Below are 22264 nucleotides of genomic sequence, written 5' to 3'. Positions count from 1 at the left end.
GGAGGGCTGTGACCGACCAATCCACCGAATCCCTACGCGCTCCCTACACGATCGAGTTCGGATTCGAACGCACCGTCGGCCCCAAGATCGGCACCTTCCTCGGCGGTCTGCGCGACGCGCGGCTGTTCGGAGTGCGGACAACCCACGGCCAGGTGTCGTGCCCGGTGCTCGAATTCGACCCGACAGACGCCAGCGCCACCGGCGAGTTGGTGGAGCTTGAGCCGAAGGGCGTTGTGCTGCAATGGACATGGGTGCCTCCACGGCCAGCCGACGAGATCAAAACAAGTTTCGCATGGGCACTCATCCGCATCGACGGAACCGCCAACTCGATGTTTCACGCGGTCGATGTCGGCGGAAACCTCGCGGTGATGAGGACGGGACTTCCGGTCGCCCCGCGATGGCGCACCGACCGCGTCGGCGCCATCACCGATATCGTCTGCTTCGAACCGATCGGTCAGCCGTGAGCACATTGCCCGTACCGGTCACCTCGATAGCCAGCCCGTTTCACATGGACTACACGTATGTTGCCGGAATCGGCCGGTCGGTCTTCCTCCGTGGACTGGCGCAACGACGGCTGCTGGCACGCCAATGCCCGGACTGCGAACGCGCGTACTGCCCTGCGCCGCAATTCTGTTCGCGATGCCTGAGCGAACTGGGCGAACCGTACCCACTTACGGGAACCGGCACGGTCCAGACCTTCTGCATCGTCAGCTTCCCCTTTCCCGGGCAGGTGTTTACCCCGCCGTACGCGGTGGCACACATCCAGTTGCACGGTGCTGACACCAGGCTCATGCACATGATCGGGGACACCGAGCCGGACGGAGTACACATCGGTATGACGGTCGAGCCGGTCTGGGTGTCCGACGAGGACCTCGGTGCCACCATGCAGAGCATCCGCTACTTCCGCCCAGTATCGAACGAGGCCGCCCATGCGTGACGTCGCCGTGGTCTCCTATGCTCAATCACCTTGTACCGCAGCTAATCTGCGGGATGATATGGCCGAGATCCTGCTCCCCGTGGTCCGCGAGGCCCTTGAACAGGTGGAGCTGCGTCGCGAGGACATCGACTTCTACGCATCGGGTAGCCATGACTTCTTCGAGGGCCGCACCTTCGCGTACATCGAATCCCTCGACGCCGTTGGCGCCTGGCCACCGATCTCGGAATCTCACGTCGAAATGGACGCCGCGTGGGCGTGTTACGAGGCGTGGGCCTGGCTCCAATTGGGGCATGGCGATATCGCATTGATCTACGGCGTCGGCCGGGGAGCGCCGCCCGCCGACCTCGACCAGGTGTTTCCCTCTTCTCTGGACCCCTATTACCTGGCTCCCCTGCATCCGCACCGGCATGCGATCGCCGGGCTACAGGCTGCCGCCGTCATCGAAGCCGGTATCACCACGGAGCGCGAGATGGCCGATGTGGTGAACCAATCACTGACCGACGCCCTGTCAAATCCCTTTGCGCTCAAGGCAGGTGCTCCAGGGGTCGAAACTCTGCTGGATGAGCCGTACATCGCCGCACCGCTGCGCCCCCACGATGCGGCACCGGTCGGTGACGGTGCGGCGGTGCTCATCCTGGCCACCGGCGACGTGGCACGGCGCCTGGCGCGGCGACCGGCGTGGATCCGGGCAATCGATCATCGGATGGATACGCACCATCCCGGCTCGCGGGACCTCGCGGTGCTCGACTCGGCCCGGATCGCCGCCGAAAAGGCAGCCGCCATGGCCGGTTTTTCAGCCTCGAACGTGGAGGTCGCCGAGCTGCATACCGAATACAGCTACGCGGAACCATTGCTCACCAAGACCTTTGGCATCGACAACAACACACTCGTCAATCCATCCGGCGGACCGCTGGCGGGTGCGCCCGCTACTGCCACCGGTTTGATCCGCATCGGGGAATCGGCCCGCACCATCATGCAGGGGCGGGCCACCCGAGCACTGGCCCACGCCACCAACGGACCCGGACTGCAGCACAACCTGGTGTGTCTGATGGAGGCAAGCGCATGAGTGCCCGTGTTGCGGTAGTCGGTGTCGGACAAAGCAAGCAGGCCAAGAAACGTGAGGTCAGCATCGCGGCGCTGGTCCGCGAGGCGGTGGACGGCGCGCTGGCCGATGCGGAGCTGACATTCGGGGATATCGACGCGATCGTGCTCGCCAAGACCCCTGATCTTTTCGACGGGGTGATGAATCCCGAGCTGTACCTCGCCGACGCGATGGGCGCGCGTGGTCTGCCGGTCACCCGGGTGTTCACCGGCGGCAGTGTGGGCGGGCACGCGGCCATCTACGCCGCGCACCTGGTACAGGCCGGACTCGCCGGCAGAGTACTGGTAGTCGCGTATTCCAAGGAGTCAGAAGGAAATTTCACCTGGGCACTGTCACGGCCACTGCCGTTCAGCGTCCAGCTGGGCGCCGGCGCGGGCGGGCATTTCGCACCGGTGATCCGCGAGTACATTCGCCGCTCGCAGGCGCCGGAGCACATCGGCTGGCAGGTCGCCGTGAATCATCGCCTCAACGCTACCCGGAACCCGTACGCGCACATCCACAAACCCGATATCACCGTCGAGGAGGTGCGCAACTCCCCGATGCTGTGGGATCCGATCCGGTTCCTGGAATCCTGCCCGTCATCGGATGGCTCGTGTGCCGTCGTCGTTTCGTCCGAGCTGTTTGCCATGCATGCCCCTCGACCACCCGCCTGGATTCACGGCACCGGATGGCGCACCGAGACAGGTCATTTCGCAGGTCGCGACGAGGTGAATCCGCGCGCCGGACAGGAGTGCGCTGCGCAGGCGTACCGCGAGGCGGGAATCACCGATCCCGCCACCGAGGTCGACGTCTCCGAGCTCTACATCCCCTACAGCTGGTATGAGCCGATGTGGATGGAAAACATTGGGCTGGCCCCGGAGGGGGCGGGCTGGCGCGCCGTCGATGAGGGCCACACCGCATTCGAGGGCACACATCCGATCAACCCCTCCGGCGGTGTGCTCTCGGGCAACCCCACCGGCGCGACGGGCCTACTTCGGTTCGCCGAAGCGGCATTGCAGGTGCGCGGACTAGCAGGGGAACATCAGGTCGACGGCGCCAGACGTGCGATAGGACATGCCATGGGCGGAGCATCGCAGTTCCACGCGCTCTGGGTAGTGGGAAGCGAGAGGCCATGACCACCGAGCGAGAACTTCTCGTCGAGCGTGACGGCCCCATCGTCATCGTGACCATGAACCGTCCGCATCGTCGGAATGCACTGTCCACCACTATGATCGGGCAGTTCGCCCAGGTCTGGGACGAGATCGACGCGGACGACGGCATCCGGGCTGCCATCCTGACGGGCGCAGGTGCCGCCTACTGCGTGGGGGGCGATCTCAGTGACGGCTGGATGGTCCGCGACGGCTCCGCCCCGCCACTGGACCCCGCCGCCATCGGCAGGGGTCTGCTACTCACCCATACCCTGACCAAACCACTCATCGCGGCGGTCAACGGCGCGTGCCTCGGCGGCGGCTGTGAGATGTTGCAGCAGACCGATATCCGTGTTGCCGACGAGAACGCAACCTTCGGTCTTCCGGAAGTGCAGCGCGGGCTGGTGCCCGGAGCGGGGTCCATGGTCCGCCTCAAGCGCCAGATTCCCTACACCAAAGCTATGGAGATGATCCTCACGGGCGAGCCACTCACCGCCCAGGAGGCATACCATTTCGGATTGGTGGGACACGTGGCACCGGCGGGCACCGCATTGGACAAGGCGCGCAGCCTCGCCGAGCGCGTAGTCCGCAACAGCCCCCTGGCCGTGCGCAACGCCAAGGAGGCAGTGGTGCGCAGCGGATGGATTGCCGAGGAAGATGCCCGCGCCATCGAGGCTCGGCTTACCCGACAGGTGATTACCTCCGCCGACGCGCGCGAGGGATTGGCCGCGTTCCGCGAGAAACGAGAGGCACGGTTCACCGGGCAATGACCAACACCGCAGCAGAACCTACTGGTATTGCCCATGATTCCACCGATCAGCGATTGCTCGGTGCCGCCGAGCGATTGTTCGCCGAGCGCGGTGTGGACGCGGTATCTCTGCGCGCGATCATGGCGGCGGCCGGCACCAATGTCGCCTCGGTGCACTATCACTTCGGATCCAAGGAGCGTCTCATCGAGGCGCTGCTCGACAAGTACCTGAACCAACTAGAGACTCGCCGCTTCGCGTTATTGGATGTCGCCGAGAAGGCCGGGACACTGCGCGCCATCGCCGAGGCGATCGTCGTCCCGCTGGCGGAGATCGGTGAAGAAGGTGGAACCGCATGGCTTTCCACCCTGGGAAAGCTTCTCATCAGCGGCCATCCCGCGTTGATTCCGATGAGCGTGAGTTTCCAGCCTCAGGCCGCGCGACTCCAGGAACTCATCGTCCGGCTACGTCCGAACGCGTCACTGCCGTCCATCCGTTTTGGCGTCACCCACGCGGTGACGCTGACCTGCGTGGTTCTCGGCGATATCCCCCACACCAATCGTCTGATGTCCTTGAGCGGCACCTACCTTGACGACCGGCAGATGAACGCGCAGCTCGTCGACATGGTGACCGCCATCCTGGCCGGACCTCCCAGAGAGGACTAGGCGCGGCCCTCCCGGAATGCGTCGAAGGACCGGCGCAGTTCCCCTGTGGCAGTGCACATCACCTGGGTCCTGTTCTCCAGATCCAGTGCATGTCGCAGGCTCGGCGCATCGACCGTCTGCCACATCGTCTCCTTGGTCATCCACACCGCCAAGGGTGAGTGCACCGCGATCTCTTCGGCCTTCGCCAGTGCGACGTCGAGCAGGTTCTCGGCGGGCACCACGTCGAAGATCAAGCCGATCCGCAAGGCCTCGTCGGCACCGAACACCCGTCCCGTCAACATCAGCTCGGCGGCGCGGGCCGCGCCCACCAGCCGCGGTAGGTGATAGCTGGTGCCCATATCGCAGTTGGACACCCCGTGACGAATGAACACGGCCCCGAAAGAAGCTTCCGGACAGGCGAACCGGATATCGCAGGCCAGCGCCAACGCGAACCCGCCGCCGACCGCATGCCCGTTGACGGCCGCGATGACCGGCTGACGCATCCGGTGAATCCGTTCAAACAGCGAGGCCATGAGCTCCTGGGCCGCAAGCGTGCGGACCAGCTCCGAGTCGGTGGCACCGAGCAGCGCGGCCGTCGAGGTGACACCGGTATTGGTGAAATCAGTGGGCAGCGACTTCAGATCGGCTCCGGCACAAAAGGAGGCACCGACAGCGGTGAGGACCACCACACGGACCTTCGGATCGCCATCGACCTTCTCAATCACCGAATGCAGCTCAGCCACGGTCTGCGGATCCAACGCGTTGCGGCGCTCCGGGCGATCGATCGTGACGACCAGGATGCCGTTCTCTCGCTGCTCGGTACGGATCATCGGGCCACCAGCCCGCCGTCGGCGATGATGGTCTGGCCGGTGATGTAACTGCCCGCATCGGATGTCAAAAGCAGCGCGGTGCCCACCATTTCGTCGGGGAGCCCGAGCCGTTTGAGGTGGTTGGCGTTCGCCATGCGTTCCACCTCCGCGGGTGGTGTCTTACGCACCATGTCGGTATCGATCGCGCCGGGCGCCAGTGCGTTGACACGCACACCCCGCGCGGCGAGCTCGGCTGCCGCGGACCGAGTGTAGGAGACGAGGGCGGCCTTGGCCGCCGAGTACATGGAGACGCCCTGCCCAAACATGAAGGCGCCCACTGAGACCACGTTGAGGACCGCGGCGTGCTGGCTGGCCACCAGATGCGGCAGCGCGGCCTGCACCAGGAAGACCGGCCCGCGCAGGTTCACCCCAAAGGACTTATCCCAGCCGTCGACGGTGAACGCACCGACCGGCTCGGTCAGGGCATTGGCGGCGTTGTTCACCACAATGTCGATACCGCCGAATTCCTCCACGGTGACCTGCACCAGGTGTTCCAGGGATTCGATGTCACCGGTGTGCGTCGACACGCCCAGGGCTCGCCCACCCAGCGCGCGCAGGTGCTCGACGGTCTCGGCACAAGATTCTGGTTTGCGGCTTGCGACAACGACATTGGCGCCCGCGCAGGCATAACCTTCAGCGAGTGCGCGTCCGATCCCGCGCGTGCCGCCGGTGACGATCGCAGTGCGCCCGGTGAGGTCGAACAGGCTGGAGAAGGTTTCCCGGTTCATCGTTCCCTAACTTTTCGCTGGTCCATAAAACTCGCGGCGCGCACCATGCCAAGAATCTGTTCGACGAGCGCATCGTCGGCGGTGCCGCGCAGCACGCCGTGATACACGGCCATGCCCACGATCGTGTCGAAGAGCGCGTCTGCCCCCGGCTGGTCCGCGCACCGGCCGACGGCGACAGCTTCGGTGTGTGCTGCCCGAAATGCCTCGCGCAAAGGCGTTTCGGCGCGCTCTACCAGACCCGCATACCGGCTCGGTTCGCGGTAGTACTCAACGAGGAGTCCCGGCATCGCCGCGCGGGTGGCCGGGTCGGCGAAGTATTCGACCACGGATCGCACCACAACAGGCAGATGGTCCTCAAATTCGGCGGGCTCGGCCAGCGCCGCGGGCCAGGGGCGGTCGGCGATCGCGCTTTCCACCATGTCGGCCTGAGTGGGCCAACGCCGGTAGATGGTGGGTGCACCGATCCCGGCGGCGCGCGCCACCGCGGGGATAGTGGTGCCCTGATACCCCTCGGTGGCCAGCATCTGCCGCACCGTCTCGCGCACCGCGTCGTCCTTGTCCGGGTCGCGGGGGCGTCCGCCCTGGCGTCTGTCCACTATCCGACCATCCCCCTAGTTTCGATATTGGAAATAACGATACTAGGACGGCCCGGTGGAGGGAAGGTCCTACCGGTAGGTGGCGAGAACCTGCTTGCGCAGCCCGTCGGTGGCGGTTTCCATGGCGCCCTTAAGGGCCCGCTTCAGCACAAATCCGGGCAGTGGGATCAGCGGGTCGACCGTCAGCTCGAACTTGACGTGCGTCTTGTCGCCCGTGGGCGTGAATGTGTACTTGCCGTCCTGACTGCGCTGCTGACTGGCCTTCACCAGCGTCCAACTGACGGTGTCGGGCCCCCAGCTGTAGGCGACGGTTTGTTCGTCGGTGATACCCGCCGTCTTCACCTTCATCTTCACCTCATGCGGACGCCCGTCCTCACCCGTCGTCAACACCGTTGAACTCTGGTGCGCCGAAGACCATTTCGGCAGTGCCCCGAAATCGGCGATGACGTCCATGATCTGTTCGGGGGTCGCTTCGATGACGATTTCCCGGGTGTCGCTAGTGGCCATGGATCTGACCCTAGCGACCCGCCTAGCCCTAGACGGTGAATCCCCCATCGATGTTGATGGCTGTTCCCGTGATGTACCACGCCTCCTCGGACGCCAGGTAGCTCACCAGGCTCGCGACGTCGCGCGGGTGGCCATAGCGGCCGACCGCGATGTTGGGACGCAGAATCTCGGCCAGCGCGCCGTCCTCGGGGTTCATATCGGTGGCCACCGGACCCGGCTGAACGTTGTTGATGGTGATGCCGCGCGGCCCGAGCTCGCGCGCCAGTCCTCGGGTAAGGCCGGCGACAGCGGCCTTCGACATCGAGTACAGCGACGCATTGGCCGTCGGCGAGCGGTCACCGTTGATGCTGCCAATGGTGATGATCCTGCCGCCATCCTGCAGATGCGGGGAGGCGGCTTTGATGGCGGCGAAGACGGCCCGCACATTCACCGCGACAATCTTGTCGAAGTCCTCCAAGGTGGCCGTGTCAACGTCACCAAACGTGGCAATCCCGGCGTTGTTGACCAGGATATCCAGTCCCCCAAGGTGTTCGGCCGCCTCGTTGACGGCGGCCGCCAGCTGATCGGGGTCGGCGACATCGGCCTTGATGGCCAGCGACCACCCACCTGCCGCCTTCACATCAGCCACCACATCGGCGGCCTGTTTCGCTGAGCTTGAAAACGTGAAGACAACACGTGCGCCGTCGGCGGCAAGCCTGCGCACGATGCCCGCGCCGATTCCGCGCGATCCACCGGTGACGAACGCGCGGCGGCCCGTGAGTGGCTGAGTCATGTCAATCCCTTCGGTCGGTACTCAGAAGACAAGGGGACCGGGGTCCGAAACATTCCCACCTGTCCGATTCGTGCACGGTATGCCCATACCCCCGGCATACTCGCTGTGTGTCGTCCCCTGACATTCATCCAAGTCTCCGCTTGGCCGCCAAGGTTTTTCCACGGCAGGTCGGCCTTCCGCGAACGCTGTCGACGCTGCGCGCGGTTATCCGCGCCTCGGGGCTGCTCCCGAGGTTCGGGATACGGACCATGGCAGTCAACGACGACGTGACCGTGCGCGCACACGTTCCCAAGAACCTCAACGAACCGTCCCCGGCGCTGTTGTGGATTCACGGCGGCGGCTATGTGATGGGCACCGCCCGCCAGGACGATCTCTTCTGCCGCAAGGTGATGCGGGAGACGGGGCTTCCCGTCGTGTCCGTCGACTATCGCCTCGCGCCCGAACATCCCTACCCCACCCCCATCGAGGACTGTTATGCCGCGCTGCGCTGGTTATCCGTGCAGGGCTGGATCGACCCGACCCGCATCGCCATCGGCGGTGCCAGTGCCGGGGGCGGACTGACCGCGGCGCTGGCCCTGCTGGCACGCGATCGCGGCGAGGTGGCCCCCGCCATGCAGCTGCTGGTCTACCCGATGCTCGATGATCGCACCGCCGCGCGCACCGATGTCGACGAAACCACGCTGCGGATGTGGAGCAACAAAAGCAACCGGTTTGGCTGGGATTCGTATCTCGGCGACGCAGACCCCGATGTCGCGGTGCCGGGCCGCCGCCCCGATCTGGCGGGGTTGGCGCCGGCATGGCTGGGCATTGGGACCGCCGATCTGTTCCACGACGAGGACCTCACGTACGCCGAACGCCTGCGAGCGGCCGGGGTGCCGTGCGAGTTGGAAGTGGTCGAGGGCGCCTTCCACGGTTTCGACAGATTCGCGCCGTGGGCGCAGGTATCGAAGGACTTCCTGGCCAAGGCCTGCCGAAGCCTGCAGCAGGCGCTCATCTGAGCGGCGCTTCCCGAGCTCTCAGCGGCGAGAACGATCTACTGACCTTCTGAATACAGCTGGCCGACACGGCTCTCCGATATCTACGGCACAGGATTTCTCGAATCTGCGGCTGAATGCAGCGAACGCCTACGGGGTACCGGCACGGCCTAGAACCTCACGCGCTAATGTAAATGAATATCGTTATCGTTGTCATTAGTGCTGCGGAGGGTGCGGAAATGGCTATGCCTGTGTGGATGGCGTCTCCGCCGGAGGTCCATTCGGCCCTGCTCAGCGGAGGCCCGGGCCCCGGCCCTCTGCTCGCCGCCGCTGCCCAATGGTCTTCGCTGGGTGCGCATTACACCGAGACCGCCGACGAGCTCCGCGCGATTCTGGCCACTGCCCATGCGGCAGCGTGGCAGGGCCCCAGCGCGAACACGTACGTGGCCGCGCACGTTCCATACCTGGAGTGGCTGACCCAAGGCGCCATCGAAAGCAATGGGCGGGCCGCTCAGCACGGGGCTGCGGCGGGCGCCTATAGCTCCGCACTCGCGATCATGCCCACCCTTGCCGAGTTGGCCGCCAACCACGCCACGCACGCGGCGTTGATGGCCACAAACTTCTTTGGTATCAACACCATTCCCATCGTGGCCACCGAGGCCGACTACGTCCGCATGTGGGTCCAGGCCGCCACCACGATGGCGACGTACCAAACTGCCTCCGATGCCGCCCTGGCATCCGCACCGCCCTCCACGCCACCACCGCCGATCCTGCATGGCCACGATCACGACCACGATCATGAGCACGACGATGGCCATGGCCACGGGGACCTGGATCCCACCGACCCGGAGTGGTGGGTACATGTGGCCGGCGAGATGGTTGAACATATTGAGCTGCTGTGGAACAACCTGCTGACAGATCCGGCCGCGCTGTTGACCAACCTGCCGTTGGTGCTGGCGGACGTTGCTTTTCATGCCGCCCAATTGGCTTCCACCATCGGACAATTCGCCCCGGCTCTGATCCAGCCCGCGCTGGCCCTGGCTATTGCCAGCCTTGCCTCGGTGGCCGGACTCGCCGGACTGGCCGGGATTCAACCATCGCCTGATGCTCTTGCCGCGGAACCGAATCCCATTCAGGAACCTCCGACAGCAGCGGCGGCAGGGACGGCCCCGACAAGCAGCCCATCGCCGTCGACTCCAGCCCCCGCCAGCGCCCCTACCTCCACGGTCACAAGTACGGCGCCCGCGCCGTCGCCTCCTCCCCCACCCGTCGGCGATCCCGGCTTTTCCTTCCCGTATGCCGTGGGCGGCGGCCCCCGCATCGGTGCCGGATTGGCATTGGCGAGCCAGGCTCACACGAGAGCCAATGCAGTAGCCAGGAACTCAGCATCAGAACGGGCGGCGACTGCCGCGACTGCGGCAGCACGACAGGCGCGCCGACGCCGCGATCGGAGCAAGCAGGAACGGCGCGCCGTCGAATACATGGACATGGACGCCACCGTGACCTTTGACAGGGACGAGCCTTCCGCGACGGCTTCACACCGCGGAGCCGGGCCCATGGGGTTCACCGGTACCGCGTCCAGAAAGGACACGGCAGCGGCTGGATTGGCGACATTCGGCCGCAGTGATGATTGCGGCGAGGGTGCCCGTGCGCCGATGATTCCGAACACCTGGGATCCGGCTGGCAGTGATCCGCGCTGAATACCATCGGCGCGACCGCGGTCATTGAGAACGATCCGTGGCGGAACAGTCTCGATGTCGCAGCCGCCACGAGACAGCCCACACACGCTCAGCGGCCCCGGCTACAACCCCAAGCGCAGCGATTACCGCGAGCACCGGTTCCGAGAACCGCTTCATCGCGCCATCGAACTCCACGACAGTTACTGGCCTGGAGCCCCACACCGCGAGCTCGATACGCTCGCCGAGTCGAGGAAGACAGACGTCCAACCTGACCGATGGCTAATCGACGCGTGCCGGCGCACCTGACTCGGGCACAGAGCGCAGCACTGTGCCTGAATTTGCTAGGTTGCTGGCCGTGGCAATGATCGATGACCGCAGCGACCTGTCGGCGTACTGGCGGCTGAAGTTCGATTTCTACGACCGTTACGGGACGAGATTCACGCCGGAAACGGTCGCCGCCGCGAAAGCCAGACCCTTCACGGTCAGGATGCGGTCGGCCATCAATCTGCCTGCCCTGTTTTTCGGGCCCATCTACTTCATCGTGAAAGGCATGTGGCGGAAAGCCATAACCATCATGCTGTTAGGCCTACTCCTTGGTGTGGTGGTGTACCTGGCCTTCCCGAGGCTGGGATTCGGAGGATTCGGGACCAATGGCGCGGTGTACATGATTTTGGCGGGCCCGGCCTACTACCGCCATCGGGCCGTGGGCAGCCGGTCGTGGAATCCGCTCGATGGCATCGGCTGGCGGTTCAACCGTGAGATGTGCGAAGCCTAGGCGCAGCGCCGCAAGTAGGCAAGTACGTCTGCCCACGGCAGGAATAGACCGTGTACGCCCCCCGAGATGGACGTGCGTGCGCCCAAATACGGAAAAAGCCCGCTGTCACCAGCGGGCTCTCATGGTGGCCAGGGCCGGGATCGAACCGGCGACCTTCCGCTTTTCAGGCGGACGCTCGTACCAACTGAGCTACCTGGCCGGACGGCAGATCCACAGAAACTGCCTCGCCGTACTGGCGACCCTGACGGGACTCGAACCCGCGACCTCCGCCGTGACAGGGCGGCGCGCTAACCAACTGCGCCACAGGGCCTTACTCTGCTCCCAGTATGACTGGTTGCGTACCCCCAACGGGATTCGAACCCGTGCTACCGCCGTGAAAGGGCGGCGTCCTAGGCCACTAGACGATGGGGGCCCATGTCCGAATCACTCCGGGGTACTCGTCAACGTGGTCACGTTGGGAGCTCGCCTAGCTTAGGGCACAACCTCCCCAGAACCCAAACCGGATTACCTCGGTGCTGACTCGCCGCTCCGACCAGTATTCTGTCTCGGCACGCCCCTCTAGCTCAGTTGGTAGAGCTACGGACTTTTAATCCGCAGGTCGTAGGTTCGAGCCCTACGGGGGGCACCAGCGCGCCGGTTGCGATCAGCGGGAGCAGGAGCCTTATCAGGCCCTCCCCCGCTGCCTACCGTTCGGAAAATGACGTCGACGGCCCAGAGCACCACCGAGACAGCAGCGCCTCAGTCCCAGCCCGTGACGTTCCGGCAGGCGTTCTTCGTCGCCGTGACGGCGGGGCTCGGGTACGGCTTCGACTCGTATGCGGTGAACATCTACGGTCTGGTGCTGCCCGAGATCAAGAAGACCCTGCACATCACCGAGGCTCAAGCCGGATACATCGGCTCGATCTTTCTGCTCGGCTACACGATCGGCACCATTGGCTTCGGCCTCGCGGCCGACCGATGGGGACGCAAAACGACACTCGGGGCCTCGATCCTGCTGTACGGCATCACGACCTCCCTGGCAGGTCTCACCACGAACGTCGCGGCATTCACCGGGTTGCGGTTTCTGACGGGTGTCGGCGGAGCCGGTGAGCTCGCGGTCGGTGCCCCTTACACTGCCGAGGTGTGGCCGGCCAAGACCCGAGCCATAGGCGTTGGTGGCGTGATCTTTTCACTCTTCTCGCTGGGCTACGTCCTGGCCGCCGGTGTTGCCCTGGTGCTGGTTCCCCGTTTCGGTTGGCAGGCGGCCTTCATCGTCGCGATCGTCCCGGCGATCGTGCTTTTCCTTGCCCGGCAAGGCATCAAGGAATCACACCGCTACACGGAGACCCAGGCCAAGGTCGAACGTGGCGCCACCAAACCCAAGCTGTGGCATCTGCCCGGCGTGCGACGGCGCCTCATGGTCGGCTGGCTCGTCTACACCGCCAACGCGGTCGGGTACTGGGGCATGACACTGTTCTTGACCACGTACATCGTCAAGAAATTCCACGCCACCTCGGTAGAAGCGATCCGCTATGCCCTGATCTTCTTTCTGCTGCAGGCCGTGTTCGTGTTCATCGGCACCGCGCTCGCCGACTGGATAGGGCGACGCCCCTCGGCCATCCTCGCCGCGGTCATCGAAATCACTTCCACCGCATTGGGAGCCACCTCAGACTCGCTCTCGCAGTATTTGGTGTTCGGCGCCATCTCCATCGCCACGCTCGGCTGGCTGTGGGGCGTCGGCGATACCTATGTCGCAGAACTCTTCCCCACCGTGTTGCGCGGCACCGGATTCGGTATCGCGGTCGGCGGTGGCCGCGTCGTCTCCATTGCCGCACCAACCCTGGTGGGCTGGGCCATAACGCAGTACGGAATCCAAACGCCCTATCTGGCGCTCAGCGGCCTGTGGGTCCTGACGATTATCGGATACCTGCTGGGACCCGAAACCAAAGGCAAGGAGCTCGAAGACCTTGCCGACGAGGCCTTTACCGAAGACCTGGCGCCCTAACTCACGCCGATGGGGGCATCGACAGCACTGGCCGATGCCCCCACTCGCGCTATCTCTCAGCCGGCGAGTTCCTCAGCGGCCTCGGAGATGAGATCAGCGATGGCAACGGGCTGCGACGCCAGCGAGGCGTGGCTGGCGTCCAGTTCGATGGTCTTACGGGGGTTGATCCGCTGCGCCATCTTGCGTTCGTTCTCCGGGTTGATCATCCGGTCTTGCGTGGATACCTGATACCAGGAGGGCTTGACCTTCCACGCGGGCGCGGTGATGGCGTCCCCGAATGTCGATGCCAGCGGCGCCTTCTGCGTGACGGCCATGACGAGCGCCGCGTCCTCGGACAGGTCCTGGGCGAAGCTCTCACGGAACTTGTCCTGCTTGATCCACAGATAACCATCGCTATCGGGGGCCAAATTGGCCGCCGCAGCGGGCGGCAGCTGTTCGGTCAGCTGCCCTGGGCTCTCGCCGGCATCGGGGGCGAACGCCGCGACGTAGACCAAGCCGACCACGTTCGGAAGATCGCCGGCCTCAGTGATCACCGCACCGCCGTACGAGTGCCCGACAAGAAGCACCGGGCCGTCGATCTGCTGGACCATCTGCCGCGTGCGGGCAGCATCATCGGCCAGTGACGTCAACGGGTTCTCCACCGCGTAAAGCTCCTCGTAGCCGCGCTTGTGAAGCTCGACGATCACGTTCCCCCAATGCGCGGCGCCACCCCAGAATCCGTGGACCAGGACGATGGCCGGTTTGCTGGACATATCTGCCTCTCAGTAGATGTTGGACGAGCTCAACCCCGTCGTGTCCGCCGTCGGCGGCACTGTTGACTTACCGGGGCTCCTCCAACATATTTGGACTATGGAGCAAGTGGTATGACCGATCATCCTGAATTTTTTGCCGATCGGCCAGAATCGCTCAGCTGGTTCTCAGACTCTCCAGATATCGACGCCTTCTCCGGCGTCCTCTCCGCCATCGGGTTGAGGGGCGAAACCGTGATGCGTTGCTCCTCCGAGCCGCCGTTCGATATCACCTTCCCCTCCAGCGATCGCGTACTGCACATCGCCGAGACCCCCGGGCTCCGGGTGCATATCGACGGAGATCTTGAGTACACCCTCGGTGCCGGAGACATGGTGCTCCTGGCGCGCGGTACCGCGCACCGCCTTGCCAACGGCGAGCCAAGCTGCGTGCGAAGCCTGTCTGCGGCGGATCGGCACGTGAGCGTGCGGGACACCCCGACCGCAACCCGTTGGGTCAGTGGGCGATTCACCGCGGAGAAGACAGCCGCCGACCCGCTGCTGTCGGTCCTGCCGCCTGCCATCGTCGTTCGGACCGATCAGCCCGGCCATGAATGGCTATCGCTGTCTCTTCAGCTCGTCCTGGCCGAGGTCGTCACGCCTAGCCCTGGCTCCTGGGTGATGCTGTCGCGGATCCTGGACCTGCTGTTCATCCATGCGCTGCGGGAGTGGTCGACATCCGATCGCGCCGAGCCCGGCTGGCTCACCGCGGCCATGGACCCACGCCTGGCCCCCGTGCTCACCGCGATACACAACAATCTGGAGCACCCCTGGTCCATCGCAGAGCTCGCCAAGCACGCGCAGCAGTCACGTTCGGCGTTCACGCAACGGTTCACCGCACTGCTGGGACAGCCGCCCGCCGGTTACATCACCGAGCGACGGCTCGATCGGGCGGCGCATCTTCTGCGCTTCAATACCGACGCGGTGAGCAAGGTCGGCAGAGCCGTCGGTTACACCTCGGATGCCGCCTTCAGCCGGGCGTTCCAGCGCCGATTCGGCGAGCCGCCCCTACGTTGGCGCATGCGACACCGGCCTCAATGACCTCAGGTCAGCGACTACCCCTGCGGCTCAGCACGATTCCGGCGATCACGATCGCCCCGCCCAGCGGTTCGTGCCAGCCGATGCGCTCGCCCAAGAGCAACGCGCCGAGCAGCACCCCGATCACCGGGGTCAGGTAGGTAACCGACGACGCCGCGGTGGCACCCCACCCATTGATGATGCGGGTGTTCCAGACGTAGGCCAATCCGGTCCCCAGTACCCCGAGGGCCAGCATGCTCAGCACCACGGCGGGAGTCGCGTCCACGCGGTGGCGGTCGGCCAGCGCCACCACGACGGTCATCAGCACCGCGCCCACACCCACCTGAATACCGGCGACCGTCAGCGCGGGCAGACCCAGCGGCGTGACGTACTTGCGCATGTAGACGAAACCGATTCCGTAGCTCAGCGTTGCCCCGAGACAAGCGAATTGCGCGAGCACCGGGCCGCCGTGACCAATCAGCTGCCACGGAGCTAACACCACGCACACACCCACGAACCCGAGCGCCAATCCGAGCTGCTGCATCCGGCCGGGGCGCTCGGCCCGCAGCGCGATGAGTGTCACCAGGGTGGTCATCAAGGGCGTGGCCGCGTTGTAGATGCTCGCCAACCCGGAGTCGATGGTCTGCTCGGCCCACGGGTACAGCACGAACGGGATGACGCAGAGCGTCAGCGAGACAACGGCGATATGTCCCCACACCGTGGCCTGGCGCGGCAGCGGAACTCGCAGCAGCAGAATCAGGGAAACGAGCGTGAGAGCACCGAGATCCAGGCGTGCGGCCGCCACCTGCAGCGCCGACAACCCCTGCAGACCGATCTTGATGAAGAGGAAACTCGCACCCCACACCAGGGCAAGAGCGGCGAACTGAAGAGGAAGCCAGCGATTACGGGCCGGAGCGACGGTCGCGGTGTCCACTGAGTGATTCCACAGCACAACCGACCACAAGCGCTAGCGGATTTCGGACGTCACACGCCGGTGCTGGACCCCGGGCGCACGATCATCAGCACGGTGACCACCGCCCACAGCAGGTTGAAGATCCCGGTGAACATCGCCAACCGCGCGAACACCCGCCCATCGAGCGACTCGCCTTCGCCCAACTGGGCCAACACCCGCTGCTGTCGCGGCAACACCACAAACACCAGCACCGCCGCTGCCGCCCCCGTGAGCACCAGCGACGCGATCAGCCACGGGGTGCCCAGGACACCCATCAGGTCGGCCAGCGGCAGACCGAACATCGGAATCGCGATCCCCACCGCCGCGTATACCCGGCAGACCCGATGCAGGGTGCGCAGGCTTCCCAACTCGCCAGCGCCGTCGGGCGAGGCCGCCGCCCGACGTGCGAAAGCCGGAAACATGCTTGCTGCCACGGCAATTGGGCCGACCGCGAGAATCACGGCCAGCACGTGGATCGAGAGCAATACCTTGGTCACGCGCAGACGGTATCGGTCCCGCCGCGGTGCCGAAAGGCCGCCGCTGGCCATATTTCGACGACTTTCGGCCGTATCGCCCCCGAATCTTGGGAGTATGTGCCGATGGGCCGTCGAATACTGATGTATTTCACCGTGTTCGGGATCGCGATGTGGTTCTTCGGAAACCTCTACGAGGCCATCGTGATAGGACCGAACATCGCCGGTGACACCAAGGAGCAGCTGAAGGCCTTCCAGCAGTTCACCGAGGTGATCAATCCCGTGTACTACTACATCCCGCTCACCCAGATCGCCGCGATCACCCTGATCGTCTGGCTCGTGCGCACTCCGCGCCGAGCTCCCGAGAAACTCTCGCTGTTCCTGGCCTGCCTCGCCGAGATCGCGGCTGTGGCTCTCTCCATCTACATGATCGTCACACTCAATATGACGCTCTTCTTCGGCTCTCTGGGCGAAACCCCTAGTGAGTTACATGAGCTCGCGCTGCGGTGGAACATGCTCAACCTCATCCGTGTGGTGCTCACCGCCATCGCGCTACTGTTCGCCATGAGAGCCCTGCGTCTTGTCTGGCAGTCCTCCGGTCGACACCCGACCGCCACCGTGTGAAGCTTCCCCTGTTCCGAACATCTCAACGAGGAGATCTGCATGTCCAGCACCCCGAGGACAGTGGTCATCACCGGCGCGAACGCCGGAATCGGCCTGGCCACGGCACACCGGCTGGCCGCCGATGGGCACACCATCGTGATGGCCTGCCGCAATCAGGAGAAGGCCCAGGCAGCGCGCGACGAAATCCTGGCCGCAACGCCCGGCGCGCAGGTCGACGTGATGTCGCTGGATCTGTCCTCATTCGAGCACATCCACCGTTTCGCCGGTGAGCTGGCCGCACAGCATCCCCAGGTCGACGTGTTGATCAACAATGCCGGCGCCTCACCGATGCGCCAGTCCACAACCGAAGACGGATTCGAACTGCAGTGGGGTGCCAACTATCTGGGCCCCTTCCTGCTGACACACCTGCTGCTTCCGCAGCTGCAGGCCGCCCGAACCGGCGATGCCCGCGTCATACATCTGGCCTCCGTCGCCCACAGCGTAGGCAGGATCAACGAAAAGACCTGGCGTGGAAGGCGTTTCTACTTCACCTTCTCGGCCTATGCGCAGTCGAAGATGGGCAATCTGATGTTCAGCAATGCACTTGCCCGCCGCCTCCCCGAAGGGGTCACCTCAAACGCGCTACATCCCGGCAACGTCAGATCCGAGATCTGGCGTGAGATACCGCAGCCCATCCGGCCGCTGGTGATGCTGGTGCTGATCACACCGGAGCGGCCCAGTCAGCTGATCACCGACATGGCGGTGACGGAGGAGCACCGCGGGCACAATGGGGAGTACCTCACCGCACAAAAGCCGAGCCCGGTACGGCGCTACACGAAAAACGTAACGGCGCAAGATGACCTGTATACCAAGAGCTGCGAGCTGGTCGGCGTCGAGCCGCTTCCGGTGCGCAGCTAGCGGACGTCCTCACTTCAAGGCGTGAATTCCGTTGTACAGCACCATCACACCGATCACTATCAGGATTACCGCCATCAAGGCCGCGTTGTTTTTCTCCATCCAGTCCTTGAGCCGGCGCATGGTGTCGTCGAGTCGGTGCCCCGCTGCCGCATAGGCCAGTATCGGGACAGCGACTGTCGATGCGGCGACGGCGACGAAGAACGCCGCGGCCGTCCAGCGATCTGCGATATCCAGCCCACTGGCGCCGATCGCCAATCCGGCCGGAACGCAAATGAACAGGACATCGGGCCGTACCACCACCAGAGCCGTCCCCGTTATCGCCGCCCGCGCCGGGCTGATCGTGGAGAACGATCGCATCCAGCCCGGCGACTCGGAGTGACGATGCCGGGTCAGCCACCGGTAGATGCCAAAAAGGATGAGCGCCGAGCCAAGAACCACGCGCACCCACGAGGCCCAGTTCGGCGCCGACCGGTGTAGCCCGCCAAGTAGGCCGGTGGCCGCGACGCACAGCGCCGTGAGAGCGGCCAGGCCCAACAGCCACCCGGCAAGGAAGGCGAGACCGCTCGGCCGTGGCCTCGGCGCATGCAAGACCAACACCGCCGGAATGACCGTGATCGGCGACAGCGCGATAACCAGTCCGAGCGGAACTAGCCCAGTGAGGACAGAGCCCCAACTTCCTGCCATGAGCAGCATCTTCGCACCATGAACACGATGTCACCGGCGAAAACTAAAGAAGGGCAGTCGGCCGGTCAGGACGCCGTGGGGCTGTAGTGATGGGGACTGTCGCGCAGCGCCACCGGAGGCAGGTAGCGCGCGGAAGTCTGCGGCAACGGTGCGTTGGCGGGCATCCGCCCGGTCGCCCGGTCCCACCCCGCCCGCGCGCGCGGATGTTTTCTCCATCGGAAGGGCACCAGGCGGAAGATCGCGTGGTTTACCCGCCCCAGTCGCTCAAGACGCCGCTCGTCACGGTCGGTCCACGTGTACCCCAGGCGTTTTCGCACTGGATCATCGAACATCCCAACCATCACCCACTCGGAGAACCGGGTGAAGATAGGGAGCGCTAGGCGCCACATCCAGGTCGGCATCAACGGCAGGAACGGCGGCTTGGGCAACTGGGCGAAGTCCAGCAGATCACGCGTCGCCTTGTTGTCCTCTAAGACATTGGCGCACATGTCATCCCAATAGTCCTGAAACTCCTCCCAGGTCTTGGGCACGGGCCGCATGCTCATCCCGTACATCTGGTACCAGACGATGTGCTCATCGAAAAGTTGTCGCTTCTGCGCCTCGGTAAGCCCCCCACCGAACCGCTCCACCGAGAGCAACAACGATTTGAAGAAGGTCGCGTGCGCCCAATAGAAGACGTCGGGGTCGAGTGCGCTGTAGCGGCGCCCTTGACTGTCAATGCCTTTGATGCCGACGTGATAGCCGCGCACCTCGGCGCCGGTCGTCGGGGCACGATTCCCGTCGAAGACCACGCCGGTGATCGGATACAGCGACCGCAGGAGCCGTTCCCACCGCTCACGCAGAAAGGTGGAGTGCTCCTCGACGGCGGCACCGAGTTTCGGGTGCATGTTCTGCATCGCGGTGGCGTAGGAGCCCATCAGCATCCCGGACCAGTCCGCGGTGAGTTTCCACGTCAACGACTCCGGCCCCAGCGGCACCGGCATGGACCGAGCCGCGCCGTGGGTGACCGGACACCCTGCCGTCAGAGCATCGACCTCGCCGTCGGTCATAAGCCACTCCGTTGTCGCCCCTATCAGAAACTGAATTGCGATTCAGTTATACGTCGACACTAGGAGCCCCCATGTGGTGACGTCAAGCACCAAAAATGACGGGCGTTCAGGAGACCTTGGGGTTGTAGTGATTGGGGCTGCCCCACGTATCCAGTGGCGGCAGGTTGCGATCCGGGGTCTGCACTAGCGGGGCATCGGTGGGAATCCTTCCCGTGGCACGGTCCCAGCCGGCCCGGGCCCGCGGGTGGCGCCGCTTGCGTTCGGGCACAAACTTGAACAGCAGATTGACACCCTGACCGAACTTGCGGTGCAGCCACTCATCACGTGCAGACCAGGTGTACCCAAACCGCTCTCGGACGGCAGGGTGATACAGGCCAACGGTCAGCCACACGAACATCGGCGCCACCAAACGTCGTTGGAACCGCCACAAACCCTCAGGAATCCAGGGCGCAAACGGCGGCACCGCCAGAGTGGTCAGGTCGAGCACATCTCGCGAAGCCTTGTTGTCCTCTAAGACGTTGGTGCACATGTGATCCCAGTATTCCTGGAAATCCTCCCAGGTCTTCGGCACCGGTCGCATGCTCATGCCATACATCCGGTACCACGTGATGTGCTCATCGAAGAGCTGACGCTTCTCGGCCTCGCCGATACCGCCGCTGAGCCAGTCCGCGACGACGATCGTGCCCATGAAGAAGGTGGCGTGCGCCCAGTAGAAGACATCAGGATTGAGTGCGCTGTACCGGCGCCCCTGATCGTCGACCCCCTTGATGTTGACGTGATAGTCGCGCACCTCGGCGCCCGTCATCGGGGCACGATCTCCGTCGAATACGACGCCGCCGATCGGATACAACGAGCGCAGGAGCCGTTGCCAACGCTCCCGGAAGAACAGGGAATGCTGCTCGACGGCCGCGCCCAGCTGTGGATGCATGTTCTGCATGGACCCGGCATAGGGGCCCTGCAACACCCCCCGCCAATCACCGAAGTACTTCCACGTCAACGATTCAGGGCCGAGTGGTACAGCGCTCGACGAACCCGCTTCGTGGCTCACCGGACAGCCCGACATGAAGGTGCCGGATGTGGCGACAGGCTGCGCCTCGGCGAGCTCGGACATATCGTTGACCATTCGGAACGCTCCGTTGCAGTTCGACGTATAGTGACAATCACGGTTGTCAACTTTGATATCAGACTAGGAGGCCCGTGGCGAACGGTCAAGCGCAGCGACGTAGCTGGGCAGGTATCTCAGCGAGCGAGCGCGCAGATGAGCGGCGGCGCGAGCTCATGGCGGCCGGCGTACGCCTGTTGGGACTCAACCCCCGGCCGGCCGTCACCGTCCGGGCCGTATGCCGATCCGCGGGCATGACCGAGCGATACTTCTACGAGAACTTCTCCGACCGCGACACCTTCGTCCGAGCGGTCTACGACCACGTGGGCTTTCGCGCGATCGAAGCACTCAGCGGCGCCCGATCCGCACATGAGGGCGTCGACGCGTTTGTCCGTCTCATGGTGGACGAACCCACGATGGGACGAGTCCTCCTGATAGCACCGACATTTGAGCCGACACTTTCGGAATCCGGTTACGACTGGCTACCACGATTCGTCGCGTTGTTGCAGGGAAAGCTCAGCACCAACCTCACCGACGAGGTGCAGCAACAATTGGTGGCAACCAGCCTCGTGGGTGCGCTGACAAGCCTTTTCAGGGGATACCTGAACGAGGAGCTGAATGTGGGCCGGCAGCGGTTCGTGGACTACTGCGTGCAGATACTGCTACAGGGCGCTACCGCGACGCCATCAACGACCGGGTCGACTACGTCGCTGCGGACTTCGCCTTCTCCTCAGCAGCCTTCTTAGCCGCCGCGACCTCTGCCTTGTAGCAGCGCAGGGTCACATGGACCATCTTTCCGCGGTCGTCCTGCCCCTTCTTAACGGTGAACGCTTCCTGATGCGCGACAAGGCAATTGTCAAGACCCACTTGATCACCAGAGCGGCCCGCAACGACGACCGTGTAGCCCTCACCCTTAAGAGTGGAGGAGGCATCGCCGTAGAACTGCCCGGTCGTGTCGGTCGGGCCACCCGCATGGGCCAGCCCGGCCATCGCCAACGAGAAACCCGCGCCCGCAACCGCGACGATGGTCGCGTTGACTACCGACTTCACTGGATACACCTCCGGCTTGGGATGCGAGCAATCATACTGCGGGTATAGCGGTCTCGCAGCCCGAGCGAGAAACGCATTGATCCGCACGTCGGTAGGCACGCGGAAGGGTATTTGTGCGTCATGATCCGTCCACTTGTGTGCAACCGCCGTTTACAGATATATTGACTGCAACTTCCAGATACAGATAACTC

General features: G+C 64.4%; 26 protein-coding genes and 4 tRNA genes. 15 read left to right on the top strand and 15 right to left on the bottom strand.

Annotated features, from left to right (window positions below; all coding sequences use genetic code 11):
• Nucleotides 1–8 precede the first annotated feature (8 nt).
• Genes DSM43276_RS03495 through DSM43276_RS03470 form a run of 6 tightly spaced genes read left to right on the top strand, consistent with a single transcriptional unit; the run spans nt 9 to nt 4577 of the window.
• The gene (locus DSM43276_RS03495; RefSeq protein ID WP_078331515.1) at nt 9–464 is read left to right on the top strand and encodes a PhlB family protein; all 456 of its coding nucleotides are present in this window, start codon (nt 9–11) and stop codon (nt 462–464) included.
• The gene (locus tag DSM43276_RS03490; RefSeq protein WP_078331516.1) at nt 461–937 is read left to right on the top strand and encodes a Zn-ribbon domain-containing OB-fold protein; all 477 of its coding nucleotides are present in this window, start codon (nt 461–463) and stop codon (nt 935–937) included. Before DSM43276_RS03495 ends, DSM43276_RS03490 begins: the two co-directional genes overlap by 4 nt.
• The gene (locus DSM43276_RS03485) at nt 930–2003 is read left to right on the top strand and encodes a thiolase domain-containing protein (RefSeq protein ID WP_078331517.1); all 1074 of its coding nucleotides are present in this window, start codon (nt 930–932) and stop codon (nt 2001–2003) included. Before DSM43276_RS03490 ends, DSM43276_RS03485 begins: the two co-directional genes overlap by 8 nt.
• Nucleotides 2000–3154 carry a thiolase domain-containing protein gene (locus tag DSM43276_RS03480; RefSeq protein ID WP_078324815.1) on the top strand — a complete coding sequence of 385 codons (1155 nt, stop codon included), beginning with the start codon at nt 2000–2002 and terminating at the stop codon, nt 3152–3154. Before DSM43276_RS03485 ends, DSM43276_RS03480 begins: the two co-directional genes overlap by 4 nt.
• Nucleotides 3151–3936, top strand: a complete 786-nt coding sequence (locus DSM43276_RS03475) for an enoyl-CoA hydratase-related protein (RefSeq protein WP_078324814.1) — start codon at nt 3151–3153, stop codon at nt 3934–3936. The genes DSM43276_RS03480 and DSM43276_RS03475 overlap by 4 nt, the downstream gene beginning before the upstream one ends.
• Nucleotides 3933–4577: a TetR/AcrR family transcriptional regulator gene (locus tag DSM43276_RS03470; protein WP_078331518.1), complete on the top strand. Its 645-nt coding sequence runs from the start codon at nt 3933–3935 to the stop codon at nt 4575–4577. The genes DSM43276_RS03475 and DSM43276_RS03470 overlap by 4 nt, the downstream gene beginning before the upstream one ends.
• Here DSM43276_RS03470 and DSM43276_RS03465 read toward each other — a convergent pair.
• The 5 genes from DSM43276_RS03465 to DSM43276_RS03445 all read right to left on the bottom strand — a co-directional run bounded on the left by DSM43276_RS03465 (nt 4574) and on the right by DSM43276_RS03445 (nt 8028).
• Entirely contained in the window at nt 4574–5386 is an 813-nt protein-coding gene (locus DSM43276_RS03465; RefSeq protein ID WP_078331519.1) for an enoyl-CoA hydratase/isomerase family protein, read from the bottom strand. The genes DSM43276_RS03470 and DSM43276_RS03465 overlap by 4 nt on opposite strands.
• Nucleotides 5383–6153 carry an SDR family NAD(P)-dependent oxidoreductase gene (locus DSM43276_RS03460; protein ID WP_078331520.1) on the bottom strand — a complete coding sequence of 257 codons (771 nt, stop codon included), beginning with the start codon at nt 6151–6153 and terminating at the stop codon, nt 5383–5385. The genes DSM43276_RS03465 and DSM43276_RS03460 overlap by 4 nt, the downstream gene beginning before the upstream one ends.
• Nucleotides 6150–6749 carry a TetR/AcrR family transcriptional regulator gene (locus DSM43276_RS03455; protein ID WP_078331521.1) on the bottom strand — a complete coding sequence of 200 codons (600 nt, stop codon included), beginning with the start codon at nt 6747–6749 and terminating at the stop codon, nt 6150–6152. Before DSM43276_RS03455 ends, DSM43276_RS03460 begins: the two co-directional genes overlap by 4 nt.
• Before the next feature lie 69 nt (nt 6750–6818).
• A complete protein-coding gene (locus DSM43276_RS03450; protein WP_078331522.1) occupies nt 6819–7256 on the bottom strand; it encodes an SRPBCC family protein in 438 nt (145 codons plus the stop codon).
• A 28-nt stretch (nt 7257–7284) separates the two neighbouring features.
• Entirely contained in the window at nt 7285–8028 is a 744-nt protein-coding gene (locus tag DSM43276_RS03445; protein WP_078331523.1) for a 3-oxoacyl-ACP reductase family protein, read from the bottom strand.
• Nucleotides 8029–8135: 107 nt separating this feature from the next.
• On the opposite strand from DSM43276_RS03445, the gene DSM43276_RS03440 reads away from it, so the two are divergent.
• The 3 genes from DSM43276_RS03440 (at nt 8136) to DSM43276_RS03430 (ending at nt 11456) form a co-directional block, all read left to right on the top strand.
• Nucleotides 8136–9026, top strand: a complete 891-nt coding sequence (locus DSM43276_RS03440) for an alpha/beta hydrolase (RefSeq protein WP_078331524.1) — start codon at nt 8136–8138, stop codon at nt 9024–9026.
• Between the two features lie 215 nt (nt 9027–9241).
• Entirely contained in the window at nt 9242–10702 is a 1461-nt protein-coding gene (locus DSM43276_RS03435; protein ID WP_169053030.1) for a PPE family protein, read from the top strand.
• Between the two features lie 340 nt (nt 10703–11042).
• Nucleotides 11043–11456, top strand: a complete 414-nt coding sequence (locus DSM43276_RS03430) for a DUF2628 domain-containing protein (protein ID WP_078331526.1) — start codon at nt 11043–11045, stop codon at nt 11454–11456.
• A 122-nt stretch (nt 11457–11578) separates the two neighbouring features.
• On the opposite strand, the gene DSM43276_RS03425 is transcribed toward DSM43276_RS03430, so the two are convergent.
• The 3 genes from DSM43276_RS03425 to DSM43276_RS03415 all read right to left on the bottom strand — a co-directional run bounded on the left by DSM43276_RS03425 (nt 11579) and on the right by DSM43276_RS03415 (nt 11868).
• Nucleotides 11579–11655: transfer RNA gene (locus DSM43276_RS03425), tRNA-Phe, on the bottom strand.
• A 34-nt stretch (nt 11656–11689) separates the two neighbouring features.
• Nucleotides 11690–11766, bottom strand: a tRNA-Asp gene (locus DSM43276_RS03420).
• 29 nt (nt 11767–11795) lie between these two features.
• Nucleotides 11796–11868 (bottom strand) — tRNA-Glu (locus DSM43276_RS03415).
• Nucleotides 11869–12008: 140 nt separating this feature from the next.
• On the opposite strand from DSM43276_RS03415, the gene DSM43276_RS03410 reads away from it, so the two are divergent.
• A tRNA-Lys gene (locus DSM43276_RS03410) sits at nt 12009–12084 on the top strand.
• A gap of 69 nt (nt 12085–12153) precedes the next feature.
• Nucleotides 12154–13440, top strand: coding sequence for an MFS transporter (locus DSM43276_RS03405; RefSeq protein ID WP_078331527.1), 1287 nt, complete (start codon nt 12154–12156; stop codon nt 13438–13440).
• A gap of 56 nt (nt 13441–13496) precedes the next feature.
• Here DSM43276_RS03405 and DSM43276_RS03400 read toward each other — a convergent pair whose 3' ends face one another.
• Nucleotides 13497–14192: an alpha/beta hydrolase gene (locus DSM43276_RS03400; RefSeq protein WP_078331528.1), complete on the bottom strand. Its 696-nt coding sequence runs from the start codon at nt 14190–14192 to the stop codon at nt 13497–13499.
• A 111-nt stretch (nt 14193–14303) separates the two neighbouring features.
• Here DSM43276_RS03400 and DSM43276_RS03395 point away from each other — a divergent pair, with 111 nt between their 5' ends.
• On the top strand, nt 14304–15266 hold the full coding sequence (locus DSM43276_RS03395) for an AraC family transcriptional regulator (protein WP_078331529.1): 963 nt from the start codon (nt 14304–14306) through the stop codon (nt 15264–15266).
• A 7-nt stretch (nt 15267–15273) separates the two neighbouring features.
• Here DSM43276_RS03395 and DSM43276_RS03390 read toward each other — a convergent pair whose 3' ends face one another.
• Nucleotides 15274–16176, bottom strand: a complete 903-nt coding sequence (locus tag DSM43276_RS03390) for a DMT family transporter (RefSeq protein ID WP_078331530.1) — start codon at nt 16174–16176, stop codon at nt 15274–15276.
• Between the two features lie 50 nt (nt 16177–16226).
• Nucleotides 16227–16691: a DUF2269 family protein gene (locus DSM43276_RS03385; protein WP_078316510.1), complete on the bottom strand. Its 465-nt coding sequence runs from the start codon at nt 16689–16691 to the stop codon at nt 16227–16229.
• A 102-nt stretch (nt 16692–16793) separates the two neighbouring features.
• Between DSM43276_RS03385 and DSM43276_RS03380 the strand changes: the two genes are divergently transcribed.
• Both DSM43276_RS03380 and DSM43276_RS03375 read left to right on the top strand, forming a co-directional pair.
• The gene (locus DSM43276_RS03380) at nt 16794–17291 is read left to right on the top strand and encodes an anthrone oxygenase family protein (protein WP_078331531.1); all 498 of its coding nucleotides are present in this window, start codon (nt 16794–16796) and stop codon (nt 17289–17291) included.
• A 39-nt stretch (nt 17292–17330) separates the two neighbouring features.
• Complete coding sequence (locus DSM43276_RS03375) at nt 17331–18188, top strand: SDR family NAD(P)-dependent oxidoreductase (protein WP_078331532.1); 858 nt, start codon at nt 17331–17333, stop codon at nt 18186–18188.
• 9 nt (nt 18189–18197) lie between these two features.
• Here the strand turns inward: DSM43276_RS03375 and DSM43276_RS03370 are convergent, their stop codons facing one another.
• The 3 genes from DSM43276_RS03370 to DSM43276_RS03360 all read right to left on the bottom strand — a co-directional run bounded on the left by DSM43276_RS03370 (nt 18198) and on the right by DSM43276_RS03360 (nt 21044).
• On the bottom strand, nt 18198–18872 hold the full coding sequence (locus tag DSM43276_RS03370; RefSeq protein ID WP_078331540.1) for a GAP family protein: 675 nt from the start codon (nt 18870–18872) through the stop codon (nt 18198–18200).
• A gap of 65 nt (nt 18873–18937) precedes the next feature.
• Nucleotides 18938–19921, bottom strand: a complete 984-nt coding sequence (locus DSM43276_RS03365) for an oxygenase MpaB family protein (RefSeq protein ID WP_078331533.1) — start codon at nt 19919–19921, stop codon at nt 18938–18940.
• 106 nt (nt 19922–20027) lie between these two features.
• Complete coding sequence (locus DSM43276_RS03360; protein WP_078331534.1) at nt 20028–21044, bottom strand: oxygenase MpaB family protein; 1017 nt, start codon at nt 21042–21044, stop codon at nt 20028–20030.
• Nucleotides 21045–21118: 74 nt separating this feature from the next.
• Here DSM43276_RS03360 and DSM43276_RS03355 point away from each other — a divergent pair, with 74 nt between their 5' ends.
• Nucleotides 21119–21769: a TetR/AcrR family transcriptional regulator gene (locus DSM43276_RS03355; RefSeq protein ID WP_078331535.1), complete on the top strand. Its 651-nt coding sequence runs from the start codon at nt 21119–21121 to the stop codon at nt 21767–21769.
• On the opposite strand, the gene DSM43276_RS03350 is transcribed toward DSM43276_RS03355, so the two are convergent.
• Entirely contained in the window at nt 21726–22073 is a 348-nt protein-coding gene (locus DSM43276_RS03350; protein ID WP_078331536.1) for a hypothetical protein, read from the bottom strand. The two genes, DSM43276_RS03355 and DSM43276_RS03350, sit on opposite strands and share 44 nt — an antisense overlap.
• Nucleotides 22074–22264: the final 191 nt, after the last annotated feature.

The organism is Mycobacteroides salmoniphilum, from assembly GCF_004924335.1.
Taxonomy (GTDB): Bacteria; Actinomycetota; Actinomycetes; order Mycobacteriales; family Mycobacteriaceae; genus Mycobacterium; species Mycobacterium salmoniphilum.
The sequence above is the reverse complement of the archived record's forward strand: the minus strand, read 5'-3'. Positions and strand labels throughout refer to the sequence as shown.